This window comes from Tissierella sp. MB52-C2, assembly GCF_030931715.1.
Taxonomy (GTDB): Bacteria; Bacillota; Clostridia; order Tissierellales; family Tissierellaceae; genus Tissierella.
In genome coordinates this window covers 3,689,876-3,702,237 of sequence record NZ_CP133261.1, presented here as the reverse complement: position 1 = coordinate 3,702,237, position 12,362 = coordinate 3,689,876, and the positions used below count along the sequence as shown (strand labels likewise).

Here is a 12,362-nt window from a genome sequence, read left to right as displayed (position 1 = left end):
TCATTGCCTCCATATATTTAGTTATTATTTAATGCATCTTCTATTGATTTGAGATAGGCTTTAGATGTCACAGTAGCTTCTGAAATTACATCAACTGTAGTGTTTTGTTTTCCTATAACTTTGCTAAATAACTCGTTGCTTACATCAGTATTAGGAAAAGTCACGTCATCTTTTATATCAATTTTTATGATTTTATGATCTTTTACTGTGATATTTAATTCATTTTTCCATCTTCCAGCTTTATATTTTCCGTTATATATTCCATCATTTAAATTGGATACATCTATTCCGTTTATCCTAATATTCTTTCCTTCATTAAGTCCTCGAGCTAAATAAAATATTCCGCTTACAGAGACTAATATAAATATAAGTATTACTGATAATAGTATTTTAAATATTAGTTTCAATTCTACACCTCCTTGCTTTTAATTCCTGTTTCATTAACTATCCTTAATACTACTTCTTCTGAAAAATATTCAATTAATCTTTGTCTCTGTTTATCACCAATATCTTTTTCTATGATAAGCTTTATGATAAGTCCTAATGTTGATACTGCAATCATTTGAGCAGTTAATTCAACTGTATTTTCATCTATCTCTTTATCTTTGTAAATTTCTTTTAAGCAATTATATAGTGCAGCTAAAGCAGGCTTTTCTTTTGAGGCACCCTTAAATAATGAGGATGTGTGTTTTAATGCTATCTCAGATTGATTTAATTTGGCAGCCATAAATTCTTCTGGCATATTTAGTGCTGCTTCTATATAATTTTTCGTCATTTCAATTAGTCTTTCTTTGGGAGAATCCCCTTCTACCTTTGCTGAAGATACAGCTGTTACTATTTTTTTATAACCTCTTTGCATTAAATTGTTTAATATCTCTTCCTTATCATTAAAATAGTGATAAATAATAGATGGAGAGTATTCAATTTTCCTAGCTATTTTTCTAATTGATACCTTGTCAAGACCTTCAGAAGCAATAATATCATTTGCTGCCGAAAGAATAAGCTCTCTCATTTCTTCCTTTTCACGTTCTCTTCTTCCTTTAATAGTCATTATGTCACTCCTTATTCCATTTAACATAGTTCTATATTTGAACACTGTTCAATTTTAAAATAACACTTTCCCTGGCTGCTGTCAATATAAAAAAATAAAAATTGGAAATTAGAGACCTAAAAACACCGTTGTTATCCTTTAATACAAGGATAACAACGGTGTTTTATTTAATCTTATATGGATCTTAAATTTTTCTTTAAAAGGTTGTAAATATAACTTGAAAAATAGTAATAGAAAATATTGTAAGTTACTGAAACCAAAAATATTATTAGTATTTGAATTATTATTCCTCCAGGAATCTTCATGCCAAAAACAGGGATGCCTATACCATAATTCATAATACTTAATGTAATTGTTAAAACAATAGAGCTTAAAATCCAAATGCTGGCTTTTCTTCTTGTATAATAACTAAAAATTCCAAGTGATATTCCAACAATTCCATTAGTACATAAAAAAAATACTCCCTCATGTACACTTAAAATCATTACAATTATACTTGCTACTAAATATGATAGAAATCCTGTCTTAGGATTTATTCTTGAAACAATATAAATGGGAACTGCACTAAAAATAGTCAAAAATACAAGAACTTCTGAAAATACAACAGGTATTAGCTGAAATAAAGCTGCTATAGCTGCAAACAAGGAACCAATTATAATGTTTTTAGTATTAATCATAATATTCCTCCAATAATTAATTTTATATATAATGAATTATATTATATGAACCTAATCTATTTTTTGTTACCTTGTTATATTCTCAAAAGGAACTAACGGAGTACCTAATGAATATGCTATTACAAATAATAATTAAAAAGGAGTTTTTTTATGAGAAGACAAGAGCGATTTTCTAATTTAACTACACCGCCTAATGAATACAAAGAAAACTATAAGAGAAAACTTAATCCTTCTGACATAAAATTACCTTTAGGCTATAAGATAGATGTATTCGCACAAGGATTAAATACCCCTATTAATATGATTTTTACTGAAAATGGAGAAATGCTAGTGGCTGATGCTGGAGTTATATCTGGTAATGGTAAAGTTCTGCGTCTTTCTAAGAATGGCTTTGAAATAGTTGCAGAAGGCTTTAATCCCCCATTAACAGGTATAAATTACCTCAACGGAAACATTTATGTATCTCATAGAGGATTTATAACCATAGTCAAACCAGATGGAACAAAGGAAGACATAATTTCTGGTCTGCCTAGTTTTGGCGATCATCATAACAATCAAGTAGTTTTTGGATGTGATGGAAAAATGTATTTTGGGCAAGGAACAGCTACTAACTCAGGTGTAGTAGGATTAGATAATAGTTGGATAGAAAAGTACCCCTTTTTCCATGATTACCCTGGAAGTAACATAGTTTTAAATGGAGAGAACTTTATAACTAAAAATATTCAAACTGCATCACCAGATGACTATACCTGCACTGGTGCATATTCACCCTTTGGTGTACCAGGTACTCCTTATGAATGGGTAAAAGGTATCGCAAGGGCTAGTGGCAGTATACTTAGATCAAATCTTGATGGCTCAGACCTTGAGCTAATCGCTTGGGGGCTTAGGAATCCATTTAGATTAAAGTTTGACAGATTTAATAGGCTATTTAGTACAAATCATGGTTCAGATGTTAGAGGCAGCAGACCTATTAATAATTCACCAGATGAATTTCATGTGATTGTTCCTGGAACTTGGTATGGCTGGCCTGATTACACTGGAGGACTTCCAGTAACACTGCCAAGATTCAAACCAGAAGGTGAAGCTCAACCTAGATTTTTATTGGCCGAACATCCAATGGCTCCTCCAGAACCATTTGCCCTCTTTACTCCACACTCTGCCATAATGGGTTTTGATTTTAATTATAGCGATTTTGGTCCCTATGGGGATGCTTATATTGCCGAATATGGTAGTGAGGCTCCGGAAACTACAGGAGGCAAACCCCTTCCTAATGTAGGTCATAGAATATCAAGAATTAATATGGAAACAGGAGAAGTAACTGACTTTGCTATTAATAAGTCTGGTCTTCCAGCTTCTTATACAGGTGAAGGAGGCTTTGAAAGACCAATTGATGTAGTATTTGGACCTGACAACGCTATGTATATACTGGATTTTGCAGTTACACCTGAGGGCGAACCTGATGAGTTTTATCCAAAATCGGGTGTTATATGGAAAATTACTAAGAATAGTCAGCTATAAGTTAAACACAAAATTAAAAGTAGACTTTAGATATCTAAAGTCTACTTTTAACTTCCTTATACCTAAAATTTAAATGTAGAGGAAGCTATTCTCATATTATTCTCTTCTATAAACATCTCAAATCTACATTAAATATACTTGTATAATCCCAGTTTATATTTGAATGAATTGCATTGAACTTCCTTTTCATTAGAATAATCTTAATACATTCAGTTAAAAATAAATCCAAATATATTTAAGGGAGCTCTTATATGCATTATATTGTTTTTGATTTAGAGTTTAATCAAGATTTTTCTTCCTTCCAAGAACAAAATACTATCATAAAAAGATCTAAATATCCTTTTGAAATTATCCAAATAGGTGCAATAAAACTGGATCTAGATTTTAATACCATAGCAATTTTTAACCGTTATGTAAAGCCAACTATTTATTCCAAAGTAAATTCATTTATTACAGAATTGACAGGCATTACTACAGAGCAACTTCTTATACAAGAGCCATTTTTTGAAGTTTATAATGCCTACATTGAATTTATAGGTAATACAGAATCCATATTTTGTATTTGGGGTATGTCTGATATAAAAGAATTATTTAGGAGTGTCGACTATTATAAATTAGATCCCAACCCCTTGCCTAAAATGTTTATTAATCTCCAACCTTATGCTTCCAAGCATCTGAATATTTCTGAAAAAAAGTTACTTGGTCTCCAAAATGCCATAGAGATGCTTAATATTCCAATAACGTATAACTTTCATAATGCACTTTATGATGCCTACTATACTGCTGAAATATTTAAAAAGATATATACCTCATCAATTCAACCAAAACTCTATGATCCATCATATATAAAAATTAGACCAATACAACGTAAAAAACAGATAGATTATGATAGCCTTATTCAGCAATTCAGAAAAATGTATGGAAGAGATATGACTGAAGAAGAACAGGAGATAATTAAACTAGCTTATAAAATGGGGAAAACACATCAGTTTTTAAAATGATTTAATTTTATAGCATTGTCAAATTCATTTAGTTTAATGGTAATTCGGACAAAACATTGTACAGCATCGCATCCAGTGTTTTGCCCAGCTTCAGGAATGCTTAGTCTAGAATGTAGGATTACAAGAACTTAACAAATATGATTTCAAAAATGAATATGGCATAAATTCTTAGCCTATGTTAAATAAAAGTTACCGTACAAATAAATAACACGGGAGTAAGAACTATGCCATATTAAGCTATAATAAATCATTTAAACAATTTAGTTCATGGATTAATCATTGTATATAGAAACAAACTAACTTCTTCTATATCTAAAGATATTTTAACTGCTTATTAGATTAGCCAAGTATTACTTAAATACTACACTCTCCTTTTATATTCATAAGCACAACAAATACTTATAAGTTTAATTAGATAGATTAATTTTCTCCTCTATCTCTGATGCCAAACTCATTTTTTTATATATGAAGAAAAACCCATATCCACATACTGCTATGAATAGGCAGACGGTAAAAGCAGCCTGTACAGAGGTATCAGCAGCTTTTCCTATAAATGGATTTACTACAGCAGCAACAACATTTCCTACCATTGCATGCATAGATAAAACTGTTGCCCTATCTCCTGTAACTATAGCTTTATTCTGTATCTCTAAAATGATAGGGTTCACCAGTGACATACTTCCAGTGACAATCATGATTGATACCACCGACAAAATTTGATTTTGGGTAAATATCAGAGAGAAACAGCAAATTGTTATAAAAAATATTAACATTTCAATACTATTATTTTTTCCAAACTTGTCGCTCAAAATATGAGATTTTGCAGAACTTAAATTAACGATTTGTATAGCTACAGCCAAAATCCCAAAGTGACTTATATCTATCCCACTTCTTATATATTGAAGCTGATTTAGGAATACACTGGTTGCTTGGACTACCTCACGGACTAATGCAATAGAGATAATTAAAATTATCATTTGCTTGTTTTTCAAGGTGTTTCTGAAGCTGTCTATTAAGCTTGGCTTTTCTTTTATATCAACCTCTACATCGTTGATAAATAAAGTTAGTATCATAGCTATCCCATATGGAATGATAGTTAAAGATGCTGTCTTATCAATGGAAAATTTCACAATTATTATTGATATTAAAGAAGCAATTAAATAACCACATCTATTTAAAGCATCGTATAATCCAAATACTTTTTGCGATTTCCCCTCTTCTATTGAAGCATATAAAAGGGCTACGTCACAGCCTGATAAACCTGATATTGCTATTGCTAACAATATTCTTTCAAAAATAAACATTTCAAAGGAAAAGGACTTGTAGAAAACGATCTTTGATACAAAAAACAGTATATTAGAAATCACTAGTGTCTTTTTATACCCATATCGATCAGCAAACCATCCCCAAGGGATTTCAAGGCTTATCATTAGTATCCAAAATACTGATTCTATCAAGAAAATCTGATACATAGAAATTCCTCTACTCTGTCGATATAATGTTGCCACAGGCCCATAAAATACAAAGCCCTGAAAAAATGCAATCAAATACATTAAATATATGTTTAATCTATTACTAGACTTTACCTTATAATCCAATATAAACACCTCCAAAGTTTGCATCACAAAAAGACCTATTAAAAGGCCTAAAGACAATTATTTTGGAGTATTTTTTAAATTGGATTTACCATAGTTGTATCTCCTTTTGAAAATTGGCATTAAAAATTATAGTTTTATCTTCTACTATAATATTACTATATTAGAATTTCAAGCTATATATTCTAACTTTCTTATATACGCTATAGTATTTTCAATGTATTTAGGTATTTCTTTAAATTTATATTCTTAAGATGATCTTTGGAATCGTCCTTTCCCAATTCCATTTTCCTCTAATTTTTCAAGCATTCCCACTATTTTTTAAGTATATTTCATTTTTAAAAATCTCCTTATATTAAAAATAATTTCAAATTATAGTTGACACGGAAACAATAATATTATATCCTTATATTGTATCCTAGGAAACAATATAAGGAGGTCCTACCTTGAGTAATTTAGATCAATTATTATTAAATTTTAAAAACTTAACGGAGAATATAGATTACTTGGGTGTTCCAGATCATAACCGTGGAATATTCAAGAAATACAATCTATCACAAGTGCACTGTATAGATTGTATTGGTAATCTAGAAGATACCAATGTTACTAAGATATCAGAAGAATTAAATATGACCAGAGGTGCTATCAGCAAGATAACTAAGAAATTACTTTCTGAAGGACTTATAAAACAATATAAAAAGCCTGATAATAAAAAGGAAATTTTCTTCGAACTTACAGATAGGGGCTGGGAGGTATATCATGCCCATAGAGAATTACATGATATATCTGAGATCGAATATATTAATATCTTCAAAAAATTTAATGATAATGAAATAGAAATAATCATAAGTTTTTTAAAAGAAATGAATAATTATTTTAAAGAACAGATAGAGGAGATAAGTAAAAATGAAAATTGATTTAAGTATAAGTATTCAAAGAGAACTCTTTAATGATCTTTTAGAAAAATCTTTTAAAGCTAAGAGAGATATCATTGGACATATCGGAACACATTTTGATGTGATGAATAAAAAGTTTTCTCTAGAAAATACTATTCGAAATGGTAAATTGTTTGATGTCAGAAATATTAGAGATAGAGAAATTGACACTACAGATATAGATTTAAATAGAATAGAAGAAAATGACTTTGTCATATTCTATACTGGCTATCTTGAAGAAGAACCTTATGGAACGGAAAAGTATTTTACAGATTACCCTGTTCTTTCAAAGGACTTAATAGATAATCTTATTTCTAAAAAAGTTAGTCTTATTGGAATAGATACAGCTAGTATTGTAAAACCTGATATTCATATTGAAACAGACCAGTACTGTGCTGATAATGGAATCTTTATAATTGAAAACCTTGATAATCTAAAACTACTTTTGAATGAGGCTAAAGATGAAAGTTTTAAAGTATATACATTTCCAATTAATATAGAAAATATAAGTGGATTGCCTTGTAGGGTAATTGCTGAAATATAAAAGGAGACTATAATTTATATATCCAACCTTCCCTTGACTGAAGGTTGGACTTTTTTGTTTATGGATAGCATTCCATGTAATTTGTCTTATTCCATTGCTCAATACCACAACTATCCATCCATTAGATTGTTTTTCTAATCAAAAGTAAAATACCTGCAATATCTTTTTCTTGGGCTAAACCAAAATTATATCTTATATTCATCAATTATACCTCCTAGGATATAAATAGTCTTATCGATAAGTAAATCGCTATAATTTCTAGGTAAGGCAAATATAAATATCATATATAAAATTAACGGCTTTGCGAAGTGTTATACTAATACCATTTTATTATAGCTCCTTTTTGAAAAAATATTGTCCATAGTCACTAAAGGATGGCTCTATTTTTCCAAATAACTGATAACCATTCTTATCATAAAAATCTGGTGCTTGAAATCCAAAGGGATTTAAGATAATTCTTTTTGCACCCAAAGGAATGGCCTGTGTTTCAAGATAGGTTAATAATTTTGACCCATATCCATTTTTTCGATATGCATCATCTACAAACAAATAGTCTATTGTAATACAATCCATATCTCTTGACGCAACAATTCCAGCAATGCATTTACCCTTTTCATTTTCAATACAATAAGATAAATCTTCATAATCCGTAATGTATCGACTATTATACTCCTGTAAGCGTCTGTGAATATAATCTGCCTTTTCTTCACTACAACTTTTTATCTGCTCCATATAAATCACCTCCCAAAATAATGGAAGTTTGCTCTTCTTTCTAGTAAAATTGCTAAGTTATTCTTTTACCCAATAACTGCTGCAATCGTTAGTTCTCTCAATAAACCCATATTCTATTAGGGCTCTTCGAATAGTGGCATAGTCCTCATGTATTCTTTGCAAAATTCTATTTATCTCTTTTTCAGAGTATTTCTTTCCTTTAGAAAAATGCTTAACTATTTCAGATAAAACTATTATTTTCTTCTTTTCCTTAGCAGGAAATATTTTTATTGATCCACTTTCGTCCATATAATTTTTAATTGTTTTTTCTCTTTCCTTATCAGTGATATTATATCTATCATCTATGGTAGTTGCTGTTTTATGTGCATCACATAGAGTATCCTTATCTAATATGTTTATCTTCTTATTTGTGCTCAATGATATTAATTCCATCATTGCTAAAAATAATCGCGTTTGCTTTTCTTTTTCACGTAATTTATAACGATGATTTCTTATGGTAGACTGTGCTACCCCTAGTTTCATGGCTATTTCCTTATCAGATAATCCCGTTGCCATTAATGTTAATACCTCTCTTTGAACCTCTGATACCCCTATAAATGATGGGTTCATCTTTAATAGATATTCTAAAATAGAGCCATGTTCTTCTAATATATGAAATTCAGTGGCTTTTCTTGCATCATAAAGCATAGAATCTGCTTCATATATTCTCCCCTTTGTAAATTCCTCCTGACAAATTATACATTTATAACTTTCCTCTAATTCAACATACCCTTTTTTCATCTCTTCAATAGTTACATCCCAAAATAACTCCTTATTATTTCCTTTCATTTTACTCAACATCCTTCAATATATATTTGTACATCAATTATATATCATTTTTAACCTATTGTCTATATATAAGTAGACTTTTTATTCATTTGTCTACATTTGCATATTTTTATTTAAAAAAGTAGTAGTTCTGCATAAGAACTACTACTTTTTCCTTTATATGTTATTCATACTTACTATAGTTATATTCATTTTCTTTGATTATTAAGTTTCCCCCCCATGATAACAATAATAATTATCTGCATCCATAGATATAAGTCTTCTGAGCGATTCTTTAACCATGTCTAAATCTAGGGTGAACTGCGGATTTGCAAGAATGAGTTTATTGTCATCAATTACTGCAGCATCTCCTGTAATAATAGAATTGCCTTCCTTTAGATATAAAGAAATATGTCCTGGCGTATGTCCAGGAGTGCCTACTATCTCGCAGCCACCACCCCAATCAAAATTCTCTCCATCCTCGACCTTTATATCTACTAATATACATTAACTTTAACTGCTTTTTTAGCAGGTGTTGCAACCTGTACAATACTATATGTTTTTTTATTGGAGATAAATTGTTTCTATTTTAGCTGGAGATAATAAAGTCCCTACACCTTTTAAATATTCTTTCAACAAAATAGCCGTGTTGCCTTGCTTTCGAGGGCTTGCTAAAACAGATAATATATTCATATTTATCCCTTCCTTTCAGTTAATTTAGCGAACAAATACTTTTGTGTGCACACATGCACTTGTCAATAATAATTTATTGATATTATAAATCATCAGTTTACACATAAACTTCTACCTGCGACCTCTGATACTAAAAATAGTACTTAGGTCTAAGGTACTATTAACTCTGCTCTAAGTCTAAATTTAACACATAGTCGTATTTTCAAGATTTTATCAGGATCAAAAAAATTATAAAGAGCAATCTAGTGTTTAGATTGCTCTCTGTTGACTTAAGCCCTAAAATTTATATAAAAAAGATAAGTTTTGCTTAATTCAAATAACCTAGTTTACTTATTTTCTTATAATAAAATAAGTATAGTAATTACTTTGCAGCCCATATTTCTATTTCGATTTTTAATTCAGGCAATCCCAATTCACTTATATATGCAATAGTCATAGACGGTGAATTATCACCGAAAAGTTCATCCCACTTAGAATCAAAGAAATCCCAATCTATTTGTTCAGTAGCCCAAATATTTACCTTTATAACATTATCTGGATTTAGATCTTGACTAGATAATAAGTTGGATATATTAGAAAAAGTATTGATTACTTGCTCATTAAGATTTGAAGGAACATTTCCTTCAAGATCTACTCCTATTTGACCTGAAAAAACATAAATTTCAGAATCTCTTGGTATTTTAGTAATATGACTATACCTACCAACTGGCGCTGGAACTCCCAACGGATTTATTCTTTCTATTCTATTATTATCTTTAGATTTATTATTTTTCATTAAATTACCTTCTTTCGATATAAATTAACTACTATTTTAATTAGCTTGAGAAAATTTTAGGTAACTTATCTCTTTCTCAAGCTAATTCAGAAAAAAATAGCAGTAGAATATCCAATTCCGAAAGGTAAAAATCTTAAGATTCTCTTTTTCATCTCTACCCACTCCCTATACTTAGTATATCAATTCCTTACATTATAAACTAAGCTGACTATAAATTCAACTAATTTATAACTACTTCTTAAATATGTATTTAGGGAGTAGTTGAGTAAAAATAAGGAAGCTTGATAATCATAAACAGTAAATGTTATATCAAATTTCCTTTTGAATGCTTTTAATCGAGAATTAACGTTTTTTATAACATAGGACTGTAACTCCGTTATCAATATAGTATTCTTCTAGCTTCAATTTTACAGTAGGATTGTTTCCCAGAAACAATGGTCTTCCTTTTCCCAAAACAGTTGGGATAATACCTATAATAAATTCATCAATTATGTCTGCTTTGATAAAGCTATCTATAAGAATGCCACCACCAAATAAAAAAATATCTTTGCCCTCTTTTTTCTTTTCATCAAGAATAACTTTGCATATATCACCGTTAATAAAATTAATATTTTCATAATCATCCAGAGATTTAGAAGTAGCCACAAATACAGTTTTTTCTTTAAACTCCTGGTAAAATTTTTGGTCATAGCAGTTTTTCCCCATAACAACAGTATCAATTCTATCTAAGAATTTATCATAATCCCATTGTTTTTCAGTATTGAGTTTGTTATTTCCATCACCAACAATCCAATCAAAGCCACCATTTTCATCAGCAATAAAGCCATCAATACTCATTGCCAAATTCATTATAATTTTTCTACTCATCATAGAACCTCCTTTTAGTTAACTAATACCATATTAATATAATTTCTATTACTTGATATTAAATACATTGTAACTTATAATAGTTGACATCCTATGTCATATTGGAAAGGAGATATTATGAAAGCAGATAGATTAATTTCTATATTAATGTTATTGCAGATTCATAAACAACTAACGGCTAGTGAGTTGGCTCAAAGGTTAGAAGTCTCTGTCAGAACTATTTATAGAGATATTGAAGCTCTGAGTGGTGCTGGGGTACCCATATTCGCTGACCGAGGAACAAATGGAGGAATAAAGTTATTAGGAGATTATAAAACTTCTTTAAGTGGAATAAATAATGATGAGATTTACTCTTTATTTATTCCAACTGGCGACAAAATTTTAGAAGATTTAGGTTTTGAAAAACTTAAATACTCTACAATACTTAAACTTTTAGGGGGTTCTGCTCCAAATCAAATTAAGGAAGTTGAAAATATTCAAAACTATATTTATATAGATATGCATACTTGGAATGAGAACCCGGCTATTGTAGATAAAAATATTCTTTCCTTATTACAAAATGCCATCTGGAACAGCAATATAATCAAGATAGTATATAGAAAAACAAACGAGATAAAAGAAGTAATCTTAAATCCACTGGGATTGGTATGTAAAAGAGGCATCTGGTATTTGATTGCAATAGATGCTGAAATAATTAAAACCTATAGGGTAAGTTCCATAGAAAGTGCCCTTTTTACAGACGAGCATTTCAATAGACCAAGTGATTTCAACTTAGAAGCTCATTGGAAATCATCTGTCAGCAATTATAAGTCTCGAATTCCTAAATATACGTTTACTTTTATTGTTGACCCTTGGATTTTAAATCATATAAAGGAAAGAAAATTTATCACTATAAGTAAAGAACTTGTAAGAGACAATAAAATTTACTTAGATATAGTTTTTGAAGATATTTGGCAAGGTATTGAATTTGCTTTTGCGTATGGAAAGAATATAAGAATTATAAAACCCGTTGAAGCAATTAATGAAATTAAAACAAAAGCTACTGAAATTATTCAACTATATAAATAGTTAAAATTAAAAATTAGGTGAGTAGTCTTTCAATAACACATCTTAATATTGTCGAAAGGTTGATATAAGCGTAACCAATTAAATGACTACTCTGAATAA

15 protein-coding genes are annotated in these 12,362 nt (G+C 29.7%); 5 read left to right on the top strand and 10 right to left on the bottom strand.

All coding sequences use genetic code 11. The annotated features are described in order from the left end of the window. Positions 1-17 precede the first annotated feature (17 nt). From RBU61_RS18550 to RBU61_RS18540, 3 genes are all read right to left on the bottom strand, one after another. Positions 18-407: an FMN-binding protein gene (locus RBU61_RS18550; RefSeq protein WP_308877160.1), complete on the bottom strand. Its 390-nt coding sequence runs from the start codon at positions 405-407 to the stop codon at positions 18-20. A gap of 2 nt (positions 408-409) precedes the next feature. Further along, entirely contained in the window at positions 410-1,051 is a 642-nt protein-coding gene (locus RBU61_RS18545) for a TetR/AcrR family transcriptional regulator (protein ID WP_308877159.1), read from the bottom strand. Between the two features lie 173 nt (positions 1,052-1,224). Continuing rightward, positions 1,225-1,728, bottom strand: a complete 504-nt coding sequence (locus RBU61_RS18540; RefSeq protein ID WP_308877158.1) for a hypothetical protein — start codon at positions 1,726-1,728, stop codon at positions 1,225-1,227. Positions 1,729-1,878: 150 nt separating this feature from the next. Between RBU61_RS18540 and RBU61_RS18535 the strand changes: the two genes are divergently transcribed. Both RBU61_RS18535 and RBU61_RS18530 read left to right on the top strand, forming a co-directional pair. Further along, entirely contained in the window at positions 1,879-3,246 is a 1,368-nt protein-coding gene (locus RBU61_RS18535; RefSeq protein ID WP_308877157.1) for a PQQ-dependent sugar dehydrogenase, read from the top strand. Between the two features lie 251 nt (positions 3,247-3,497). After that, complete coding sequence (locus RBU61_RS18530) at positions 3,498-4,247, top strand: 3'-5' exonuclease (protein WP_308877156.1); 750 nt, start codon at positions 3,498-3,500, stop codon at positions 4,245-4,247. Positions 4,248-4,654: 407 nt separating this feature from the next. On the opposite strand, the gene RBU61_RS18525 is transcribed toward RBU61_RS18530, so the two are convergent. Continuing rightward, the gene (locus RBU61_RS18525) at positions 4,655-5,845 is read right to left on the bottom strand and encodes an MFS transporter (protein WP_308877155.1); all 1,191 of its coding nucleotides are present in this window, start codon (positions 5,843-5,845) and stop codon (positions 4,655-4,657) included. A gap of 443 nt (positions 5,846-6,288) precedes the next feature. Between RBU61_RS18525 and RBU61_RS18520 the strand changes: the two genes are divergently transcribed. Next, on the top strand, positions 6,289-6,759 hold the full coding sequence (locus RBU61_RS18520) for a MarR family transcriptional regulator (RefSeq protein ID WP_308877154.1): 471 nt from the start codon (positions 6,289-6,291) through the stop codon (positions 6,757-6,759). Beyond that, on the top strand, positions 6,749-7,321 hold the full coding sequence (locus RBU61_RS18515; protein WP_308877153.1) for a cyclase family protein: 573 nt from the start codon (positions 6,749-6,751) through the stop codon (positions 7,319-7,321). The genes RBU61_RS18520 and RBU61_RS18515 overlap by 11 nt, the downstream gene beginning before the upstream one ends. Before the next feature lie 330 nt (positions 7,322-7,651). On the opposite strand, the gene RBU61_RS18510 is transcribed toward RBU61_RS18515, so the two are convergent. The 6 genes from RBU61_RS18510 to RBU61_RS18485 form a co-directional block, all read right to left on the bottom strand. Further along, positions 7,652-8,053, bottom strand: a complete 402-nt coding sequence (locus RBU61_RS18510; protein WP_308877152.1) for a GNAT family N-acetyltransferase — start codon at positions 8,051-8,053, stop codon at positions 7,652-7,654. A 57-nt stretch (positions 8,054-8,110) separates the two neighbouring features. Continuing rightward, positions 8,111-8,881 (bottom strand): DUF2087 domain-containing protein, encoded by a 771-nt coding sequence (locus RBU61_RS18505; protein WP_308877151.1) that lies wholly within the window; start codon positions 8,879-8,881, stop codon positions 8,111-8,113. Positions 8,882-9,085: 204 nt separating this feature from the next. After that, complete coding sequence (locus RBU61_RS18500; RefSeq protein WP_374212532.1) at positions 9,086-9,271, bottom strand: hypothetical protein; 186 nt, start codon at positions 9,269-9,271, stop codon at positions 9,086-9,088. 153 nt (positions 9,272-9,424) lie between these two features. Further along, on the bottom strand, positions 9,425-9,553 hold the full coding sequence (locus RBU61_RS18495) for a hypothetical protein (protein WP_308877150.1): 129 nt from the start codon (positions 9,551-9,553) through the stop codon (positions 9,425-9,427). A gap of 361 nt (positions 9,554-9,914) precedes the next feature. Then, on the bottom strand, positions 9,915-10,328 hold the full coding sequence (locus RBU61_RS18490) for a RidA family protein (protein ID WP_308877149.1): 414 nt from the start codon (positions 10,326-10,328) through the stop codon (positions 9,915-9,917). Positions 10,329-10,670: 342 nt separating this feature from the next. Continuing rightward, entirely contained in the window at positions 10,671-11,195 is a 525-nt protein-coding gene (locus RBU61_RS18485; protein ID WP_308877148.1) for a dihydrofolate reductase family protein, read from the bottom strand. A 117-nt stretch (positions 11,196-11,312) separates the two neighbouring features. Between RBU61_RS18485 and RBU61_RS18480 the strand changes: the two genes are divergently transcribed. Then, positions 11,313-12,263, top strand: coding sequence for a WYL domain-containing protein (locus RBU61_RS18480; RefSeq protein ID WP_308877147.1), 951 nt, complete (start codon positions 11,313-11,315; stop codon positions 12,261-12,263). Positions 12,264-12,362 lie beyond the last annotated feature (99 nt).